General features: G+C 49.1%; 24 protein-coding genes. 21 read left to right on the top strand and 3 right to left on the bottom strand.

Annotated elements, in window-relative coordinates; all coding sequences use genetic code 11:
* Positions 1-98 precede the first annotated feature (98 nt).
* From M2387_RS03575 to M2387_RS03550, 6 genes are all read left to right on the top strand, one after another.
* On the top strand, positions 99-272 hold the full coding sequence (locus M2387_RS03575) for a YciY family protein (protein WP_259047227.1): 174 nt from the start codon (positions 99-101) through the stop codon (positions 270-272).
* Positions 273-570: 298 nt separating this feature from the next.
* A complete protein-coding gene (locus M2387_RS03570; protein WP_259047226.1) occupies positions 571-1,035 on the top strand; it encodes a pyridoxamine 5'-phosphate oxidase family protein in 465 nt (154 codons plus the stop codon).
* A 42-nt stretch (positions 1,036-1,077) separates the two neighbouring features.
* Complete coding sequence (locus M2387_RS03565; protein ID WP_259047224.1) at positions 1,078-2,001, top strand: LysR substrate-binding domain-containing protein; 924 nt, start codon at positions 1,078-1,080, stop codon at positions 1,999-2,001.
* 84 nt (positions 2,002-2,085) lie between these two features.
* Complete coding sequence (locus M2387_RS03560; RefSeq protein WP_259047223.1) at positions 2,086-2,967, top strand: SDR family NAD(P)-dependent oxidoreductase; 882 nt, start codon at positions 2,086-2,088, stop codon at positions 2,965-2,967.
* Entirely contained in the window at positions 2,960-3,856 is an 897-nt protein-coding gene (locus M2387_RS03555; protein ID WP_259047221.1) for an SMP-30/gluconolactonase/LRE family protein, read from the top strand. The genes M2387_RS03560 and M2387_RS03555 overlap by 8 nt, the downstream gene beginning before the upstream one ends.
* Before the next feature lie 170 nt (positions 3,857-4,026).
* Positions 4,027-4,992: a helix-turn-helix transcriptional regulator gene (locus tag M2387_RS03550; protein ID WP_259047219.1), complete on the top strand. Its 966-nt coding sequence runs from the start codon at positions 4,027-4,029 to the stop codon at positions 4,990-4,992.
* Between the two features lie 56 nt (positions 4,993-5,048).
* Here the strand turns inward: M2387_RS03550 and M2387_RS03545 are convergent, their stop codons facing one another.
* Positions 5,049-5,489 carry an HIT family protein gene (locus M2387_RS03545; protein WP_259047218.1) on the bottom strand — a complete coding sequence of 147 codons (441 nt, stop codon included), beginning with the start codon at positions 5,487-5,489 and terminating at the stop codon, positions 5,049-5,051.
* Positions 5,490-5,562: 73 nt separating this feature from the next.
* The gene (locus M2387_RS03540) at positions 5,563-5,859 is read right to left on the bottom strand and encodes a chorismate mutase (protein WP_259047216.1); all 297 of its coding nucleotides are present in this window, start codon (positions 5,857-5,859) and stop codon (positions 5,563-5,565) included.
* Between the two features lie 231 nt (positions 5,860-6,090).
* Here M2387_RS03540 and M2387_RS03535 point away from each other — a divergent pair, with 231 nt between their 5' ends.
* Positions 6,091-6,258, top strand: a complete 168-nt coding sequence (locus tag M2387_RS03535) for a hypothetical protein (RefSeq protein WP_259047215.1) — start codon at positions 6,091-6,093, stop codon at positions 6,256-6,258.
* Positions 6,259-6,321: 63 nt separating this feature from the next.
* Here the strand turns inward: M2387_RS03535 and M2387_RS03530 are convergent, their stop codons facing one another.
* Positions 6,322-6,618, bottom strand: a complete 297-nt coding sequence (locus M2387_RS03530; RefSeq protein WP_259047214.1) for a YciI family protein — start codon at positions 6,616-6,618, stop codon at positions 6,322-6,324.
* Positions 6,619-6,839: 221 nt separating this feature from the next.
* Here M2387_RS03530 and M2387_RS03525 point away from each other — a divergent pair, with 221 nt between their 5' ends.
* The 14 genes from M2387_RS03525 (at position 6,840) to M2387_RS03460 (ending at position 20,123) form a co-directional block, all read left to right on the top strand.
* Entirely contained in the window at positions 6,840-7,595 is a 756-nt protein-coding gene (locus M2387_RS03525) for an energy transducer TonB (RefSeq protein WP_259048272.1), read from the top strand.
* Positions 7,596-7,968: 373 nt separating this feature from the next.
* The gene (locus M2387_RS03520; protein WP_259047212.1) at positions 7,969-8,190 is read left to right on the top strand and encodes a Flp family type IVb pilin; all 222 of its coding nucleotides are present in this window, start codon (positions 7,969-7,971) and stop codon (positions 8,188-8,190) included.
* Entirely contained in the window at positions 8,190-8,732 is a 543-nt protein-coding gene (locus tag M2387_RS03515; RefSeq protein ID WP_259047210.1) for an A24 family peptidase, read from the top strand. The genes M2387_RS03520 and M2387_RS03515 overlap by 1 nt, the downstream gene beginning before the upstream one ends.
* Before the next feature lie 160 nt (positions 8,733-8,892).
* Positions 8,893-9,804, top strand: a complete 912-nt coding sequence (gene cpaB / locus M2387_RS03510) for a Flp pilus assembly protein CpaB (protein WP_259047209.1) — start codon at positions 8,893-8,895, stop codon at positions 9,802-9,804.
* Between the two features lie 69 nt (positions 9,805-9,873).
* Positions 9,874-11,289, top strand: coding sequence for a type II and III secretion system protein family protein (locus M2387_RS03505; RefSeq protein WP_259047208.1), 1,416 nt, complete (start codon positions 9,874-9,876; stop codon positions 11,287-11,289).
* 17 nt (positions 11,290-11,306) lie between these two features.
* Positions 11,307-11,981 carry a CpaD family pilus assembly lipoprotein gene (locus tag M2387_RS03500; protein ID WP_259047207.1) on the top strand — a complete coding sequence of 225 codons (675 nt, stop codon included), beginning with the start codon at positions 11,307-11,309 and terminating at the stop codon, positions 11,979-11,981.
* A 15-nt stretch (positions 11,982-11,996) separates the two neighbouring features.
* A complete protein-coding gene (locus M2387_RS03495) occupies positions 11,997-13,205 on the top strand; it encodes a hypothetical protein (protein ID WP_259047206.1) in 1,209 nt (402 codons plus the stop codon).
* A gap of 22 nt (positions 13,206-13,227) precedes the next feature.
* Positions 13,228-14,610, top strand: a complete 1,383-nt coding sequence (locus tag M2387_RS03490) for a CpaF family protein (RefSeq protein ID WP_259047205.1) — start codon at positions 13,228-13,230, stop codon at positions 14,608-14,610.
* Between the two features lie 15 nt (positions 14,611-14,625).
* Positions 14,626-15,606 carry a type II secretion system F family protein gene (locus M2387_RS03485; protein WP_259047204.1) on the top strand — a complete coding sequence of 327 codons (981 nt, stop codon included), beginning with the start codon at positions 14,626-14,628 and terminating at the stop codon, positions 15,604-15,606.
* Positions 15,607-15,617: 11 nt separating this feature from the next.
* On the top strand, positions 15,618-16,577 hold the full coding sequence (locus M2387_RS03480; protein WP_259047203.1) for a type II secretion system F family protein: 960 nt from the start codon (positions 15,618-15,620) through the stop codon (positions 16,575-16,577).
* A 28-nt stretch (positions 16,578-16,605) separates the two neighbouring features.
* Positions 16,606-17,445, top strand: coding sequence for a tetratricopeptide repeat protein (locus M2387_RS03475; protein ID WP_259047201.1), 840 nt, complete (start codon positions 16,606-16,608; stop codon positions 17,443-17,445).
* The gene (locus M2387_RS03470) at positions 17,442-17,954 is read left to right on the top strand and encodes a hypothetical protein (RefSeq protein WP_259047199.1); all 513 of its coding nucleotides are present in this window, start codon (positions 17,442-17,444) and stop codon (positions 17,952-17,954) included. Before M2387_RS03475 ends, M2387_RS03470 begins: the two co-directional genes overlap by 4 nt.
* Positions 17,941-18,519, top strand: a complete 579-nt coding sequence (locus tag M2387_RS03465; protein ID WP_259047197.1) for a TadE/TadG family type IV pilus assembly protein — start codon at positions 17,941-17,943, stop codon at positions 18,517-18,519. The genes M2387_RS03470 and M2387_RS03465 overlap by 14 nt, the downstream gene beginning before the upstream one ends.
* Positions 18,519-20,123 (top strand): Tad domain-containing protein, encoded by a 1,605-nt coding sequence (locus M2387_RS03460; RefSeq protein ID WP_259047195.1) that lies wholly within the window; start codon positions 18,519-18,521, stop codon positions 20,121-20,123. Before M2387_RS03465 ends, M2387_RS03460 begins: the two co-directional genes overlap by 1 nt.
* The last annotated feature ends 23 nt before the right edge of the window (positions 20,124-20,146 follow it).

Genomic DNA, 20,146 nt, shown 5'->3' with positions numbered 1-20,146 from the left:
TGTCTCTTTTATATATCAAAATAATACCTAAAACGAGTGGCTTGCCCGATGGATGGATCTATAATAGCGGGTCTTCTTCGAAAAATAGAGTTATAAAAATGAGACGTAGCAGAACTGAAGTCGGGCGCTGGCGTATGCAGCGTCAAAATCAACGCCGCAGAGCACGCTGGCTGGAAAGTCAGTCCCGCCGTAACTTGCGTATTTACGCTATTCGTAAGCACTCAATCAACCATCAGCGTAATTCGTTGTTGTTTGCCATCCATGATCGATAATTGTCACAAAAACCGGCTAAACGCCGTGTTTTTGTGTGGCTTTTATCGTTAAACGTCTTTTTTGCCTTCTTAAATCCTTTCCAGCGTTCCTCTGAGCCTTCAGCCTTCCGGCATTGTTATCAAGTTAAACTGTGACAAAGTGGCTGGCAAGTGAAGCATGACATAAATCATCAACCAATAAACCTGATGATGCCGAATAGTGACGAAAATTTGTCTTAGGCAGGAGCTCGAGGAATACCGTATTGTTAAAGACATGTAGTACTACTATTATGTTTTTTTTGATAAAAATCGAGTTGCTATGAAAATGAATGCAGATGTTAAGTCTTGTGTAGACAAATCCGTACTCTGTTGGCTGGCGACAGCAAATAAAGAAGGAAAACCCAACGTCTCTCCTAAAGAGATCTTCTCTTTATATGATGACGAGCATATTGTTATTGCGGATATTGCTTCACCGGTCAGCGTAAGAAATATAAAAAATAACCCGGCGGTTTGTTTTAGTCTCGTTGATATATTCAGTCAGAGCGGATTTAAAATCACCGGAACCGCACGGTTATATACTCCGGATGATGAAAACTACCTGCGACTCAAGTCGTCATTATCCCACAGGCTTACCGCCGAATACGTGGTGAGAAACATCATTCTGCTTACCGTTGAGAAAGTCAGTAAAATACTGGCACCCAGCTATCACCTTCATCCTGAAAGAACCGAAGAGGAGCATCGGGAGCGAACCTATAAAACCTACCGTGTCCGCCCCGGTGAATAGTCGCCCGGGATTAAATATTAATAATCACATGATGTCACTCTTATGATTGAAACCCGACTGCTTCACCAGTTTATTGCCGTCGCAGAAGAGCTGCATTTTAACCGTGCGGCGAAAAGGCTGCATATGGCGCAACCCCCTTTGAGCCAGGCTATTCGCCGGCTGGAAGAGGGGATAGGTGCGGCGCTGTTCGAACGTACCAATCGGCGCGTATCTCTTACACCTGCAGGCACGGCTTTTTTGGAGTCATCACGGAAGATATTGAATCTACTTGATGAGAGTGTGGAGCAGACCCGGCGAATTTCACAAGGAATTGAAGGACATCTTACCCTGACCTTCATCAATATCGCGCCCTACAGTGCACTATTGGATGTTCTGCGACGTTTCCGCAACATATACCCAGCCATCGCTTTCACAATGCACGAGGCGACAACGCAAGAGCAGGTACAAGCACTCGAAGATGGCCGTGCAGACATCGGATTTATGAGGTTATCCGGCAGAACAGCACCGGGCTTACGATTTGAGACTATTTTCCGTGAGCCGATTGTTGTGGCGTTGCCAGTAAGCCATCGTCTTGCAGGCAGTAAAACTATCCCACTGGCCGCTTTGCAAGACGATGCCTTTGTCTTATCACCCCGGCATCTGGGACAGGGCTTTCACGATCAGCTTATTGAACTTTGCAAGGCAGCAGGCTTCGTACCGCGTATTGCCCAGCAGGCACGTCAACTCCAGACGCTAATAGCGCTGGTAGCGGGTGATTTCGGTATTGCACTCTTGCCCGCTTCACTGGCACAGGATAGCCGCAAGGACGTGATGTTCAGGCCCATTGAGGTAGATGCTCCTGATGAATTGCGCTATGTAGAGTTGCTGATGGGATGGCGAGAGCATGATTCCTGCGTTATCCGGGACAGGCTTATCGATGAAGTACGTACTTCAATGGCATCATCCATGCCAATTAAGACAATTTAGATCTTAATTTAGTATAAATAATATATTTTACCTGCGAGAGCAGTGCTTCCATCATCATGGTTTTCAGATTGAAGGAGAAACCAGATGGTGTCGGACCAATTTCAAACAGACGGGATTTTCAAGGGTAAGGTTGCTATCGTCACGGGTGCCGCGCAGGGACTAGGACTAGCCTATGTCCAAGCTTTGCTCGACCGTGGAGTGAATGTTGTTGCCAGCGATCTCGGTACTGACAGAGTGGGTGAGGGGGCTGACGATAGCATTATCGCTGAAGCGGCGAACAGTCTGCTGGCCGCTAACGGACAACTCATAACACACAGTGGACAACTTGATGATGAAGCTAGCTGCCAGCAACTTGTCAGTCTGGCCATTACGCACTTTGGCGCGCTGGATATTCTGATCCACAATGCTGGCTGGGTTGGTTATCAGTCTATTGAGGAGCAGGAGAGTGATTTTCTTGAGCGCGCCCTTGGCATTAACGTGCGTGCACCTGTCTGGCTTTGCAAGCATGCCTGGGAACACCTCAAAAACTCTTCGTCCGCACGAGTCGTGCTGAATACATCCGATCGCGCTATGTACCAGCAGTATGCCCAGCCAGGTCTGACGGCTTATGCCGCCAGCAAAATGGCGCAAGTGGGCATTATGAATGCCTTAAGTATGGAAGGTGCACCGCACGGGATACTGGTCAATGCGATATCACCTGTTGCCAAAACCCGTATGTGGGGAGTCACTCAACCCCCCGACAACCTTAAGCCTGAGTGGGTAGCGCCTGGCGTACTGTATCTCGCAAGCGCTCTGTGCCATGACACGGGCGTCATTCTGCGGGCCAGCAATGGTCAGTTCACCGCAACGCGTTTTTGTGAGAACCCGGGCGTGGATTATCCTGTCAATCTGGGCCGGGTCGCCTGTGATAGCGTTGACGACATAGCCCGGAACTGGCCGCTTATCAAGGAGTTCGGTGATGAATAATCAAGGAGACGTACACAAGGTCGCATCAATTCGCGCCTCTCTTGGTGAGAGTCCGGTGTGGGATGAGCGTAACGGACTTCTGTACTTCATCGATATCTCTGGAGGAGAGATTAAGGTGTTACGCCCACAGGCTCGGGTTGAAACCCTTTATCAATCGGCGGCACGAATCGGTGCCTTGAGTCTGACTGATACGGGTAATCTCATCTTCACAGAAAATACCAGTACTGGCATGCTTAATGTGAAAACCAAAGAGGTATACTGGCGCACACCTGCCATATGTGAAGGGGCAAGTTATCGCTTCAACGATGGCGCTTGTGATCCTCAGGGACGCTTTGTCACCGGCCTTATGGATGAAGGTCCGAATCGCAGAGCGGGCGCGCTGTACCGCTATGACAGTGAACTCAATGCCCGAATTATTCTCCAGGGCGTGGCGCTACCCAATGGTCTGGCCTGGTCGGAAGATGGGGGCACGCTATTTTTTGTCGATTCTATTGCTCGCTCAATCTTTCGCACCACCTATTCAGCTGAGGGAGAGCTCGGCGCAGTGATGCTCTTTGCCCGGACCCCTGCCGAACTCGGTCGCCCGGATGGCATAGCTCTGGACCGGGCTGGAGGATTGTGGGTATGTCAGTTTAATGGCGGATGCCTGTTACGCTATGACAGCGAAGGGCAGTTGAGCAATCATCTCCTGATGCCGGTACCACGGCCTACCAGTTGCTGTTTTGGTGGGGCGAATCTGGATACCTTATTTATTACCACCGCACGTTTCGCTATGACCCCCTCGGAACTGGCTGACTTTCCGGATGCCGGGGATTTATATGTTTTTCGCCCCGACGTCGCGGGTATTCCGCGTTACTTGTATCGGGAATGCTTTACAGAGGGGGCGTAGAAAACCAAAATAACCTGACTATTTGATAAACAACGAAATTATCGTTATTTGAAAAAAGTATGTAAAATTATTGCTATCCGGATTCGTTTCCGTAGATTTTCAGTGAGATTATTCTTATATTGAAGGGACAATGCATTTCACCTGAAAAGAACTTTGGATAGCAAACCACTATGCCCAGACCTTCGGCGCTTTACGTTCCACATGTCCTGAATGCTAAAGATATTGAACCAGAAGAGCGCGTTAGCCAGATAGCCGCTAATCTTAGCTGCTATGGTATCGATGTAGTAGATAATAGACGGCCAGAAGATATTATTGCGGTGCATAAAACAATATCCGGAGTAATGGGACATTATTGCAGCGCCTTTGGTTCAAAGAATGACATTATCTTCGATCCCCACAAAGCGAAGGACCCGATGATTTATATTTCCATGATTACTCAAGGGAACCAAATAATTAATGGTCGGGAACACAACAAAAATACTCAAGTTGATCAGGGGAAATTAATACTGCATCTGCGTGATGATTATTGCCAGTATCAGTCTACACAGGTCAAAGAGCTTTATATTATTCCACATAGTGATCAGATAAAAACAATTCTTACCAGTAAACTGGACCAGCATGCTATTTCTCTGGATAATCATCATCTGGCAAAGTTTCTGAAGTCCCATATGTTACTTTTGGATAACCAACGAGCTAGTTTAAATTCTAAAGAGACAGCGCTCATCGTTGATAACCTTCACCATATGGCGCTGTTGATGATGGCAGATGTGGCTAAAGAACGAGGTATGATTTCAGAAGGCAAACAGAATCATATTTTCAATAGCGCTAAATCGTATATTAAACAGCACTTCGGTCAGCATGAATTATCACCAGATTCAATATCTAAAATACTCCGTTGTTCAAGAGCCAGTCTTGACCGGGCATTTAATGAACAGAGTACATCGGTGATGCTGGTGATTAAAAGTGTACGTTTAAATGCAGCGCGGGAACTATTAGAAAATAACAGAACGTTAAGAATAGAACAAATATCCTGGCTATGTGGCTTTGTGAATCATTCTTTATTCAGTAAATTATTCAAAGAAAAATACAAAGTATCGCCAAAAACCTGGCGTGATAATTTTAAAGGAACCATGTAATCATCGCCAGTTTTGGAAGAATATTCATTTCTATTATATTATAAGCTGTAATTTTATTAATGACCTGATTCGTCTAATTGTCGGGCAATGCGCTGTCGTAATTCCCCGTGTTGCTGTTCAGAGTAGGGCGTTGCCGTTTTCCAGTCGTAAAACCAAACCGGCATCTTTCTTCTGTGTTCCTCTTCAGAGGCATAACGCGGGAATATATGGCAGTGGAGTTCTGGTTCTGAATTCCCGAGAATTTCGTAATTCATTCGCAGTGCATTGGTTGCCGCCAGAACGGCATCGCCCAGGCTTGCCATATCAAGAAGATATTGTTTTCTCGCTTCGGTATCCAAATCATTCAGGCTCGGTACCACGGGGTCGGGTAAAAGAAGGCAGTAGCCCTGCAGAAATTGTACATCGCCCATAACGGCCCAGCCTGATTTCATTCGACCAATGACCTTGTCATTGGTGCCGTTGCGGGCAGACTCTACGCGTTGTGAAATAAGTGGCATCGTTTTTCTCTGAAAATATTGAGTGTACATCTCTAACAGGTCATAGCGTACCTTACCTGTCAGACCGACGATATTAGCTCTTTTCTTGTTGTAGCTGATTATATTGCTCGAGCTCATAATCGATAAATGCATCGATCATGGCTCGATAGACTTTTTCAATGATGTCTTCAGAAAGGTCCTCGTCAGCTGCCTGCTTACGTACTTTATCTATTACCTGCTGAACTCTCTCTGGAGCACGAACAGCTGAACTATCGGTTTTGAACACCGAAGCGGCTTTGACACATTCACCCCGTTTTGCTACCAATTTAACCAAATCACAGTCAATTTGATCAATACGATTTCTGACATCTTCAATTGACGAGAAATTCATTTTTTAGTCCACATAGCTAGTACGAGAGACCGGTAGTTTACAGAGAATTCAGAACTGTTCCAGTTTTAAAGCTAAAACAGTTTGTGGAAAATGAGAGACGCTCTGAGAGGCAAGGAGTTAATGGTTTACTAAAAAATATTCTGAACATAAGAAGCGTCTGATTGTGGAAGCTGTAATATCCTTTAGATTGGTATGGTTATTTTGTTTGTATGACCGTTCAGAGGTGGAATTATGACTATATTTGACACTGAAAATGCGCCTGGTTTTAGCGTAATGCAAGACGGGGAGGTTATCTCACTGTCTAATAACAGCGGATATATTGAGATTGATAAAGACCAGCTACTGGCACTACTTGCAGTAACGCGAAAATGGGCTGAGAAGGGTGAGCCAATAGAATGAACGCATATATAACCGAGCTAATCGCAGGCCTATCGTAATGATAGGCCTTTTTTTATTGTGCTATCAGAAAACCTTTTTGAACGGTTTTACCACTACACTTTCATAAACGCCTGCGTCAACATAAGGGTCGCTATCAGCCCAGGCTTGAGCTTCGGTCAGTGACGCGAATTCTGCAATTACGGTTGAACCGGTAAAACCTGCTGCACCTGGGTCATTACTGTCTACCGCGGGAAGTGGACCTGCGGTCAGTAAACGACCTTCATCACGCAGTGATTGTAAACGCGCCAGATGAGCGGGGCGGGCTGCAAGACGCTTTTCCAGAGAATTCGCAGTATCCTGAGCAAAAATAACGTATAACATATGCAGTTCCAGAGTCGATTAGAGATGAAAATACAGTAAGTTAATGGTAACTGAACTGCAAATAAAAAATAAACGGCCTGTTAAATTTCATCGGTCATATGCTGGTTTATCACCCGGAGAGGAACAAAGAAACATGTTTTAATCTCTGCGTTGTTGAATATGATTGCTATTTGCATTTAGAATTACCTTCTCCTGGCTAAATTGAAAACATTATGACGTCAATGCACCTTGATTTACCTCACCGCTTTCCGTGGTCAACTGTACTGTCCGTCACCCTTCACGGTGCCGTTATCACCGGGCTTCTTTATGTCTCGGTGAATCATGTCGTTGAACTACCCGCTCAGGCACCGGCGCAGGTTATCAGTGTCAGTATGGTAGCACCGTCAGCTCTGGAACCCCCAGCACCCGAAGTCGTGGAGCCGCCACCGCCACCGGAGCCTGTAGTAGAACCAGAGCCAGAACCAGAGCCGGAACCCGAACCGATACCGGAGCCGCCGAAAGAGGTGCCTGTGGTTATCGAAAAGCCGAAGCCAAAACCAAAGCCTAAACCGGAGCCCGTGAAAAAAGTGGTACCGCCAAAACCGGTGACTAAACCGACGCCAAAAGCGGCTGAACCCGCTCAGACAGCTCCGGTTACCCAGGCGCCACCAGCACAGGCAGCGGCTCCAGTTCCATCAGCTGCTAAGGCACCATCAGCTTCTGTCACCAGTGGTCCGCGTGCAGTGTCACGCAATGAGCCCCAGTATCCACCACGTGCCTTTGCCTTACGTCAGGAAGGTCGGGTCAGTGTTAAATTTGATGTCGATGCAGACGGTGGCGTGCGTAATGTGGAGATCCTCTCCGCCAAACCACGCAATATGTTTGAACGTGAAGTGAAGCAGGCCATGAGAAAGTGGCGCTATGAAAGTGGAAAACCTGCTCAGGGTATCGTTGTGAATATTGTCTTCCGTATCGATGGCGGCTCTTCCTTAGAATAACAACCTGAACCCGCATTGGCTTGCAGTGCGGGTTTGCTTTAACTTTCCCCTCCGTAATCTTTCATTCATTCCGAGAAATTCAGTTTGGTTCAATGGTGTCTGAAGAGTAATGCTGCTCGCAGGCGATAAAATAACCAAATCATACCCCTGTAATCCTTAACGTTTAACGCTGTGAGTTCGTTCAATATAGCCATTGCTATGTTTAAAAACTTTAAAAAATATAGGGTTACTCGTTATCGCTTAGGTTCAAAAAGATTAAAAAAAGTTAATGTAATTTAACTTGATGTTAATGATAATTACTCTCATTATTACGCATCGCTAATATTAGCCTTTAATCTACCCGCTAAGGGTGTACTAATCGTGAGGTCATAAGATGAAAATCGGGATAACAAAACTGAAAGCGTTTCTACAAGACGAAAGTGGCGTCACCGCGATTGAGTACGGCATTTTAGCAGCAGCAATGGCCGCCGCTATCGGCGCTATTTTTGGTAGTGACGGAGTATTTGTTACAGCGCTGACTGAAAAATTCCGTCAGATTGCCGATCAGATTTCTGGTTCAGGAACATCAGCTCCTGGCTCTATTACCAATAAGTAATGGCGGACTTAGGGCTTAGTGCTCAAATTCTGTATCTGGCAAGTTGTTTAATATGGTGTTCTTTCAGTGACCTTTTAGGGCGCCGTATACCAAATCGAGCAGTATTTATTATTTTACTCGGCTGGATTGCTATCAGAGTTTGGGATATCACGATTAATAATGCGCCGCTATCAATTATCTATAAAGATTTACCAGGTGCCAGCATAGTATTTCTGGTGGGGTTTCTGCTTTTTCTTACTGGAAGGTTGGGGGCCGGAGACGTCAAATTAATGGCAGTGCTTTGCCTCTGGGTAGGTTATGGTCAGCAGATAACCTTTATTATGGTAACCGCATTAGTTGGCGGTGTATTAGCGATAGCGTTACCGCTGTTGAATATACTCCCCACCATAATAACCACAGGAATAAACGGTATTAATAAAAAATTCAAAATTAAATTAGCATTACCACCAGTGCTATCACCTGAACTTGCTCAGGGTATTCCTTATGGAATAGCGATCAGTGCCGGAGCCGCTTATATTTTAATTTTGCCTTATATATCCTGAATAATTAAGTCTATTTGCAGGCCGGTTATAAAGCCCTATAAGTGATGCAGATAATCTCTGCAGCAGGGAAGGTATAGCTACGGCAATATGCAGGTGGTTTCAATTATGATGAGTACCTCTAAATAGCCTTACTGTTTGACCGGGAACACTAGAATACAATATGAAGAAGAAAATAAACTCGACAATATTATTGTCAGGGGCATGTATTTTTGCCGCTATTGTTGCTCTTTTTGTGCGTAGTCAATTATCTACTCCAGCGCCAGTCCAACAACAGGTTCAAATACCTGTACCTAAAAAAATGGTTTTAGTGGCGGATAAAGACCTTAATCCCGGCGATTTTATTGATATAGCCTCAGTACGCTGGGAAGAAACGGAAAAACCTGTCTCGAGGAGCTTCTATTTTATCAATGGTCAGGATAAAGAGTCACAACTCTTTGGTGCCACAGTACGTAAGCCGGTACTTGCCGGAACTGCGTTAAATAATAGCCTGGTCGTCAGACCGAATGAACCCGGTTTTATTTCCGCTGTACTGGGTAAAGGCATGCGTGCCATTTCTATTCCGACTAATGCGGTAGCCAGTAACTCAGGTTTAGTGAATGCAGGAGATCGTGTCGACATTATTCTTAGCCTGCGTAAATCCGACCAACAGGAAACATCACGCCCAAGTAATTCAGCGGCTCTACCGCGACTTGCCGCGCAAACGATTGTGAACGATCTGCGCGTACTGGCACTGAATAATGATGCCGACAGTAATGCCGATGTTCGCCCCCGCCAGGACGTCGATAATCCCGATAACACCAATAATAGTTCCAGACCTCGTCAGGCGCTTTACCAGACGGTAACGGTAGAAGTCACCCCGGAGCAAGCAGAGGTGCTGGCTGTGGCTAAAGAGATAGGTTTACTGCATTTGTCGCTACGAAGTGGCGCTGATAGCGAGTCCGAAGACCAGCAAGCGGGCAGGGTGACCACACTTAGCGATAGTACCGATATCTACAACGGAGTAGGCAGTGGCTATGAAGTGAAATTATTCCGTGGTGAGAAGAAAGAAAATAAAGTTTTTCCCGCTCAGTAAACGATATCGAGTGGTGAACGTCGCTCTGAAATTGTGTGAACAAATTAAACCCTAAATGGAAATGCCCAGATGAAAATGTTTTTTGCTTTCAGACGAGACGTTTGCACAGCAGTTTTACTGCTGGCGAGCGCCTGCCTGCTGGCCGGATGGAGCCTGCCTGCTGCATCCAGGAATATCGCAGAGGTACAAGAGTCCACTATTGTTAAACTTATCGTCAACCAGGGACGGATGTTACAGCTCAAGGACTTACCTGACAGTATTCTTATTGCAGATCCTGAAGTGGCAAGCTTTGAACTTCCATCACCGGGTAACCTGTTTGTCTATGGCAAGTCGGTTGGTACTACAACGCTGTACGCAATAGACCAAAATGGCAACGTGATTACGGCTATTCGCATTGTCGTGGAACACGATTTAAAAGCACTCTCTGAGCGGCTAAAGCGTGAGTTCCCGGAGGCCGATATTTCACTTGAAGCCGGTATTCCAAGTGGTGTGATCGTTCGGGGCAGTGTGGATACCCCGCAGGATGCCAAAAAGGTTATCGATAGCGTTCAGACCTATATCAAAACCTCGATCGGACGTGGGAGCAGAGGTGGCGGCGGAAATAGCGACCTTGGCGGTACGAGCGAAAGCTCTCCAAACGTGGTTAATCAGCTTAAAATTAGAACCCCATCTCAGATTAATATCCGTGTTCGTGTGGTTGAAGTTTCCCGCAAATTAACCCACGAGCTGGGTTTTAACTGGAATTCATCCCTGAATCTCGGTAATTCAACCATCGGCTTTAATTCCGGCACGCTGTCTAATTTCTTTGACTCCAGCACTAATAAATTTACCGGTGTAGAAGGAAGTGGTGCGCTGGGCTTTAACACCTCAGGGGCTGACGGTTCATTAAGCAGCCTGCTGTCTGCCATGGTTCAGCAGAATATGGCGACGGTATTAGCTGAGCCTAATCTCACCGCAATCTCAGGTGAAACTGCTGCATTTGCAGCCGGTGGTGAAGTGCCTATCGTTCTGATAACCAATAATAACGTCAGCATCGAATATAAATCATATGGCGTAATTTTGCGTATGACGCCGACCTTGTTATCAGCCAACCGTATTAGCTTACACATTGCACCGGAAGTCAGTGAGCTGACCTCTGTGGGACAAGTCACCCTCGAAGGGGGATCGGTCATTCCGGCTTTAACCGTACGCCGCGCTGATACGACCGTTGAGTTAGCCAGTGGCCAGAGTTTTGCTTTAGCGGGCATGTTACGTAGTTCCAACAGCCAGACGGTCACCGGTGTTCCGGGGGCCAGTGATATTCCGGTGATGGGCAAGATCTTCGATAACGAAGCGACCAAACATGAGGAAACTGAACTGGTCATTATCGCCACGGCCTATGTCGTTGAGCCAGTGAATGCCGGGCAGTTGCAAACCCCAGGCCAGGGAATTAAAGCCCTTGATGCGGTTACGCCGAGCTATGGCGCTGTTGGTTACCTCTACTAATGATTCAGGATAACGTCATGAACTCCATACTGCGAGTGAACAAGAAATTTGCCGCGCCGCTAGCGGGCGGGCTGATGGTTATCATTCTGTCTGGTTGTACTGACAGAGCGTTAAACGATATCCGTATGCAGCGTTTTGATCAGCCGGTAGTCGCCCCGGTTACTGCCAAACCTAGTGCTTTATCGGTAAATCTACAGGCTGCCACCAACGGGCAGGGCCTGAAGCCTGCCTCGCTGAGTGCACTTAACGAGCTACTGAGTAAACAGGGACGACTGACAGCCCAGACGTTGATTCTGACTCCTTATTCTGTCCGCGGTGAGCAGCTCGCCGGTCGGTTAGCGAAGGCGCTGGAGAGTGCGGGTGCCAACCCTAAAAAAATTAAGATAGAGCGTCGTATCACTGCGGGCACTGGTCAGGGTGATTTACAAGTTATTTCCCAGGCCATCGCGGTGCAAACCTCACGCTGCCAGATTAATGACCCGGGATTACTGATGGTTAAACCCTACGACAGCGTTGGCTATCTGGGCTGTGCTACACAAAATAACCTCGCGATGATGGTCGCAGAGCCGAAGGACCTGATTCAGGCTCGTACGCTTGATGGGGCTGATGGCGTTGCTGCGGTTAATGCCATTGAACGCTATCAGACTGACAGAGTTAAGACTCTGATCAACATTGATTTTAGCGAAGACTAATTCCAGGGAGACGATATGAGTGATGTAAAAGTTTCCTCCGGAATAAGCAGTGAGGAACAGGGTCCGCTGATTGCTGCATTTGCTTTCAGTGAGCCAGAAGCAGTGGCATTACGCGATTCGCTGTCACGACTTAAATATCCGGAAGCGCCGGTCGCCAGCGGCGGTCTTAATGCGGCCCGCGCCTGGTGTGAGTTGAATCTGCCGCCGCAGATGTTAATTGTCGATATTGAGGGTGAGCCCTGGCCGCTACCCGCTCTGGAAGTGCTGCTGGCTATTTGCGGACCAGAGTGCCAGGTCATTGTCACCGGTAATGCGCAGGACGTAGGTCTATACCGTTCATTGCTGCAACTGGGTATTACCGAGTATTTGGTTAAGCCTTACGCGCTGGATCAACTGTCTGCAGCCTTGGCAAAGTGTAAAGGGATGCATACCGGTTCAGAATATGCCCGTCTGGGAAGAACCGTCGCGATAGCCGGAGTCAGTGGCGGCGTCGGAACCAGTACTGTGGCGGCTGGGTTAAGTTATCTGCTGGCGACTGAGCGCCATTTACCGACTGGCCTGGTTGATTTCGACCGACGTAATGGCGACCAGCTGTTACTGCTGGGTCAGGATGAAGATGCGGGGCTGGCTGCGGTACTCACTACCGAGGCGCTGGATAGCCAGTTATTACAGCGTGCCATGATTAAGGTCGATAATCGCCTTCATCTGTTAGCGCAAAAACCCGTCCGTCGGACTGACAATGAGGTTGATGCTGATACGGTACTCAATCTTGGCGGTGCTTTGTGCCGGATGTTTAACCAGGTTGTCTGGGATCTGCCTTGCTCATTCCCGGCTGGTGCGCTTGACGTACTGACCTATGCCGACTTGCGTATTCTGGTCACTGAACTGACTCTGCAAGATGCCCGTAATCTGCGCAGTATTCTTCATGATATTGGCGATGAAAGCGAAGGTCAGCGTTTACTGCTGGTCAATAATCAGTGCCATTTTTCAAACAACCCACCTTTGAGCAAGACGGAATTTGAACAAATTGTTGGTCGTCCCATCGATATTACCTTGCCCCATGCTGGTAATACCCTTGCCCGCAGTCTGGCGCTAGGTGCGCTGGATATTCATGCCTCTCAACCCTGGTTACAAGCGTTAAGAGAGTTAAGTCAACTGGCCTGTGGTCAGCGCCTGGAACCGGCTAAAAAGCACTGGTTCTCTACGCTGCTGCGCCGCGCTTAAGTATCCGGGGAGAAGATAAGTCATGTTAAGGCGTAAAAATCAGGCAGTTGTCCGTGAAGTTGTGACACAAACGACAGCTGCCAACCCGGAGACCACTGCGGCACCCGTCTCTGAGAGCAAGGTGAGCGAATCCCGGGCATCCGCCACGGCTGCAAGCGTTCAGCAGAATGAAAGCCGTAATGCCCAGCGCAGAATTATTCGTGCCCGGCTTTACGATCAAATTGATGCGGGTAAAGCCGCAGGAATGGGACGTGACGGTCTTCTGACTCAGATACAGTCGGTAATCCGTACCATTTGTGATGCTGAGCGTCTCCAGCTCTCTCGCCAGGAAGAGCTGGCGCTGAGCCATGAAATGCTCGACGAAATGACCGGTATCGGCCCGATTCAGCCATTACTGGCTGATGATACGGTTAACGATATTTTGGTTAACGGTGCTAATCAGGTCTTTATTGAGCGTTTTGGCAAGCTTGAACTGTCACAAATCACCTTTATCGATGAAGAGCATGTTTTTAATACCGCGCAACGTATTGCTGCTGCGGTAGGAAGACGCATCGATGAAGCCAGCCCCATGGTGGATGCGCGTCTGCCTGATGGCAGCCGTGTCAACGTGATCACTTATCCCTTAGCCATCGACGGTACGACGATATCGATTCGTAAGTTTATGCGTCGCAATCTCTCGCTGGAATCCCTGGCGGATGCGCGTTGTATGTCTCCTGCTATGGCGAGTGTGCTGAATAAAGCGATGCAGGCGCGAGTGAATGTGATTGTGTCTGGCGGTACCGGTGCCGGTAAAACCACGCTACTCAATGCGTTATCGCAAAAAATTGGTACCACCGATCGCATAATTACCATTGAAGATGCCGCTGAACTGCAATTACAGCAAGAGCATGTGGTGCGTCTGGAGACGCGCCCGGTGAGTGCTGAAGGCTCCGGTAAAGTCGATCAGCGTGACCTGATGCGTAACGCCCTGCGTATGCGTCCCGACCGTATCATCCTGGGTGAGGTCAGGGGAGGCGAGTGTTTTGACATGCTCCAGGCGATGAACACCGGTCATGATGGATCGCTGTGTACGGTTCACGCTAATACCACGCGTGATGCCATTCAGCGTCTGGAAAACATGGTGATGATGGCCAGTATGCAACTTCCGCTGATGGCTATCAGACGTCAAATCGCCAGTGCTGTTCATCTGATAGTGCAGATTGAGCGTATGCGTGACGGTATCAGACGCGTGGTCTCAATCAGTGAACTTTGCGGCATGGAAGAAGAAATTATCCAGATGCAGGATCTTTTCACTTTCCAGGTGACGGGCACCAATGCGGCTACAGGTCTGTTAACGGGAGAATATATCCAGCATGTGCAGCGTCCTCAGTTCTTTACTGACAAGGCTCATCTGTTAGATGCCTGATATAAGGATGCTTTCATGACTCTGAATCTTATTAATATACTGACAGTCTTAGTCTTTCTAAGCGTATTGCTTCTGTGTCTGACGCTGAATTATGTCCGTAATCAGCGCCAGCTACGGCTACAGCGTGAGCGTAGATTGCGTCAAATTTTGCAGGACAGTGCGCTGGATTCAGGTCAGGACTCACCGTTGTCTATTCTCAAAGAGTCGCAGACTTCGCCTTTCAGTCGCGTACCGCTGATTGGGCAAAGTTTGTCGGTTATCTGGGATCAACTGGATTTTATCGGCTGGCGCAGCACCTTGCGTCCTCGCCTGATTGTTCTCGGTGCTATCAGCCTGGCTATTGGCATGTCTGTCGGTCAGCGTACCCCCTTACCGCTGACGGCAGGACTCTTGTTCTCGCTACTGTTTGCGGGTGTGACAGGCTGGCTGTTGTTCCGCGCCGCCTTGCAGAAACATCTGCGCCTGCTGCGTGAGAGTTTACCTGATGCTATCGATGCCATAGTCAGGGCCGCCCGCGCCGGTGTACCGGTCGCCAATACCTTTGCCATGGTGGCCGAGCATCTTACCGGCCCTCTGGCTCACGAGTTTCGTACCATCGATAACTGGCTGAAACTGGGCATTCCCTTCCGCCAGGTGATTCAGGCCGCAGCAGAACGCGTGCCGATGGCAGAGTTCCGCTTCTTTGTGGTGATTCTGATTATCAACCAGGAAGCGGGTGGGCGTCTGGGCGATACCCTTGAACGTCTGGCAACGACTCTGCGTGAACGGCGTGAACTGGGGCTGAAGGTACTGTCAAAAACCTCAGAATCTCGCGCTTCCGCAAAAATAGTCGCGGCGCTGTTTCCCTGCTGTCTGACCTATATGTATTTCAAATCACCCGAGGACTTTACCTTTCTGTTTTCCGACCCGGTCGGGACATCGGTTCTGATCTACGCGGTATGTAGCGTCAGCTTAGGCATGCTGGTGACATTTTTCATGGTTAAACGGATAGCGTAAGAGAAAAGACAATGCTGCTAAATGACCCGCTATTGATATTAGCTGTACTTCTGATTATTGCCGGATTGTGGTTTGCCAGACGTCTGGGAAGTAAAGAGCGTGTACGTAAATTACATCAGAGATTAGCGCCTCACTTACCCAAAACTGAGGCTGCCCAAGAGAGCATTGAGGATTCGATTCTCAGAGGACAGGGAACCGAATTGTCGCCAGCGCTTGAAAAAATACTGCTCCCTTTGGCAGAGCAGGGCGAACGTCTGGCGGGTGCCGAGAAAGACCGTAAAAAATTTCGTCAGATGCTTGACCTGGCCGGTTTTCGTCGCAGTGAAGCGGTTGGCTGGTTTGTTATCGGTAAATTTGCCTGTGGATTATTCGCCGTACTGATACTGGTTTTTGGTTTTGTGGCACCGGCCGATCGCATGGGGTTAACCGGGCTTGCTGGAGGGTTGATTGGTTTCCTGGTCGGTAGCCTGGCGCCTGAATGGTGGCTCAGACATCGCGCTGTGACGCGAGGGGCAAAGCTTGGACGTTCCGTTCCTGATGCATTGGATCTGATGGTGGTCTGCGCTGAAGCAGGTTTGCCTATCGGACGTGTATTGCATGTGGTGTCTAAAGAGCTCGGGCTTTCCGCCCCGGAAATGGCGGATGAACTGCGCTATACCTCGGCAGAGCTGCAAATTCTGTCCGACAGAACTCTGGCCTTATCGCACCTGGCTGAGAGAACGCGTGTTCCTGAAATAGAAAACATGGTGGCGACCCTGCTGCAAGCGGAACGTTACGGTACGCCGCTTTCACAGGCACTCAGAACCATCGCCGATGAAAGTCGTAAAACCTTGATTCTCCGTCTGGAAGAAAAAGCTGGAAAGCTGCCCGCGCAGCTGAGCGTCCCGCTCATGGGACTGATACTCCCCCCTATTATTGCCATCATGGCGGCCCCTGCATTACTGCGGGTCATCCGTCTGATGTCAAGTTAAGACCCTTATTACCCAGAGGATAGAAAGAGTGAATAAATTGAGCATTGTCCGGGCATTTTCCTTGCTTATCTGTGGTGTTGTGCTGGCAGGTTGTGCGGGCAGTCAGATTCAGCAAGGGTCAAAAGAAGAAGGGCTGAAACTGGCCCGTTTACTGCGCGATCAGGGGCGTCTGGAAGCGTCGACGGAAGTTTACGCGCGCCTCGACAGCCGGGGGAACCTCGCGGGCAAAGAACTGATTGAGTATGGCAGCGTTGCCAGCGCGGTGAAGTCGCCGCAAGAAACTTTAGGTATCTATTCGCGTGCTCGCCAGCAACTCAGTGGTGATACCCAAAAAATGGAAAAAAATGAATCACTGGCTCTGTGCCTGGGAATGGCGCGCGCGCAAATAGCCTTAGGACGTACCCAGCTTGCCCAGCGCGATCTTGACTGTGCGCTTAAGCTGGACCCGCAGAATGCCATAGCGCTGAACGGTGCCGGGGTGGTGCTGGATGCCAGCGGTAAACACCCTGAAGCGCGCATTCAGTTTGATAAAGCCTTGCAGAGTGACCCGTCGAATACCTCCGCTCTGAATAATATGGCGCTTTCCTGGCTTAACAGCGCGGAACCGGCTAAAGCGATTGAGCTGTTGCGTACCACGGACAGTTCAACCCCCGGTGCTCAGTTGAATTTAGCCCTCGCGTATCTCTACCAGGGCGACACTGAGGCGGCTCACGACACCTTATCAGCCATTGCCAGCCCCGATCGCGTTGAGGGGCTGATGAATACCTTAAGTCAGCGTGCAGATGAGTTAAAACAGCCTCAGAGCCGCGGCAGTAGCTTGCTGCTCGCCAGCCGCAGTCCGTTGCAGTTAAGCGACATCAAGCAATGATTGTCCGGAATCTACGTCAGCGCTGGCAGCAAAACCTGGGCGTTATAGCAACGGAGGTGGCGTTTCTCACCCCGGTGGTACTCGTTGGAGTGATGATGCTGTTTGAGCTGGTCAGAGTGGGCTTAGTGGTAGGCGTCGGCAGCGTTGCGCTGGATAAGTCGGTACAGAGTTTCCGCCTGGATGATTTGAAAGCCAGCACCACCACGCAAATGGCCGATAACCTGAAGTCACGCATTGTTGATTCGTCGTATGGCTATCTCAACAACGAAGACCTGACGGTCAGCGTGCTGCATTTTGACAATCTCAGTCACCTTGGTGGCCTGGCTATTGCGACCGAAGAAGAGGAAGAGGAAGAAGAGACGGAAAGTAATTTGCCGGTGTGGTCTGTGACCGTGCAGATCAAAAAATCGTTTCTGACGCCACTGCCGGAAGTGCTCTCCTTGGGTGAAGCCTTTCGCTATCAGTACAAACATGTCTTCGGTACGGAATTGATGTATGAGCAAGATTAAACAGTTTTTAAGGCGCGAACGGGGAATTACCGCCTTAGAGACCGCTCTGGCCTTTCCCATCATTCTTGCTGTGGCGGGTGTGTTCGCCGATCTCTACACCGTCAGTCTGGAACGGGAACGTATGGAGCAGCGGGTTGGCGCAATAGCCTCAGTATTGAGCTATCAGTCAGAGCTGACGGAAAAAGGGCTCCAGGGACTACAGGATTCAGTGATGCCTGACGATGCTAATCACAGCTATCAAATGTTGCTCAGTAACGTCAGGCAGAACGGTGAGGTTTACTGGCAACTGTCACGCGGTAACGCTACCGATTTATGCCAGGGCAATACCGCGATTAACGGTATGCAGTGGCCGGGAAGTTTACCTGAACGTGATGCTGAGAAAGGCAGCCCCAATATTTCGATGATTGTCGTTGAAATCTGCCGTCAGGGCAGCGACGTCAGCCTGCTCGGTGGACTGACACTCAGCGGATTACTTGATGCTTCTACCACTAATCGTGTTGCGGCTGGGGTAATTAAGTTAGATGAGACCCTGGCTCAGGAAGCCGGGCTGGGAGAGAACGAGTGATGGCCATCAGACAACGCTTAAGCAAAATACGTCGTTCAATAGCACAGTTGTATCGCCAGGAAGAGGGAGCAGGTACCGCCTTTCTGGTATTAGGCACTATGGGATTACTGCTGAGTGGTGCCTTTGTTGTTGATACCATCAATGCCACCGGTGATGCGGCGCAAATCAAGCGTGCAACCGATGCCGCGGCATGGGCCATCGGCAATCAGGTGGTCGTGAGCCATACTGAGAACCAAACCTTTGACGAGCAGGATATGGCTGAGCTCGCGTATCAGTATGTTGCCCATAATCTGGGGATGAACACGAAGCTCTCCTCTCAGATAACGCGAGAGAATGTCACTGTGGTTCGCGGTGAAGATGACGGCGCAAAGCAGACCTATACCGTGTCGGTATCATTTAATTCTGCTCCTGACTTACTCAAATTTAACAGTGTGATGCAGGAAATTCTCTCTCAGGCGGAGGTACGTACCGCCTCGCTGGAAGTGGCTCTGGCAATACCTAATACCTTAACTGAAAATGGCGCCAATATGGCCGCACTACGCCGCATGGGAAACAGTTTTGCCCAGGCGTTAGTCAACAGTAATGACAATGCCTGGCTATCGCTGGTGCCCTATAGCCAAAGCGTCAACGTTTATGACCCGGATCATACCAACCGCATTCGTGAGTGGGGGCAACCTGGCGCTCTGAATCCTATCGAACTCACTACCTTATTCCAGGCCGGTTACGGTAGCCTGGCGGATCGTCGCATGCCTGACCGTCGCTATAACCGACTTTGTCTGTTTCGCGGGCTGGACAGAAAAGACAATTACTTCTGGGACGAAGCGCCTGGTGGTCAGTTTGGTATCTATTACCGCCACGATCTGCCGGTTAACTCCTCGATTAACTACAACATTTCCTGGGTCGGTCCTAACCCGATGTTTGGTCAGGCGGGCGGTGTTAACGACACCCGTTTCCTGATTGTTGACCATGGCTGTCCGGTCGCGCCACTGCTACCGCTGAGTAACGATCTGAATAAAATCTCCGAACGGCTGAGCGAAATGACCGCCGGGTTTAACGTCAACTTTGCCATCGCGATGGGCTGGGCGGCTATGGCTCTGGCACCCAATTTCCGCGGTGAAGAAGGCTGGGGACTGCCTGACAGCCTGCCGAAAGATTTCAGTGAAGGCAAAAGCGACAGAGTGAAAGCCATTGTTCTGCTGGTGAACTCCACGGATATGCGCTGGTTCGACAGTGACGGCTACAACGCTTACAACGGTCAGGCGGTTGATGGCTGTCAGGGAGAAACTGATGGCTGTAATGATGAGACATTAATCACTCAGCGCTTCGCCGATCTCTGTGACAGTTTCCGGGCACGCGACCTGCGGTTTTTCCTGATAGTCACCGGTACTGATGATGCAGAAGATGAGGATGGTCAGGTACCTAGCGCTTCAGCCTTCCGTCGTATCGCCGGTACCGGACTGAATAAGTGTGCGGTTAAAAGTAGCGATCTGAGTTATTTCAACGGCGCTAACTTTGTCGAATCAGAAAATAAAATGACCGAACGTTTAGCCTCCATTGTGGAAGAGCTTCAGCAGCAGAGCAGTTTTGTCCGGCTCGTAAAGTAATGGCTATTACGATTATTGACTTA

Origin of the sequence: Klebsiella sp. BIGb0407 (assembly GCF_024807845.1) — a bacterium.
Taxonomy (GTDB): Bacteria; Pseudomonadota; Gammaproteobacteria; order Enterobacterales; family Enterobacteriaceae; genus JGM124.
The sequence above is the reverse complement of the archived record's forward strand: the minus strand, read 5'-3'. Positions and strand labels throughout refer to the sequence as shown.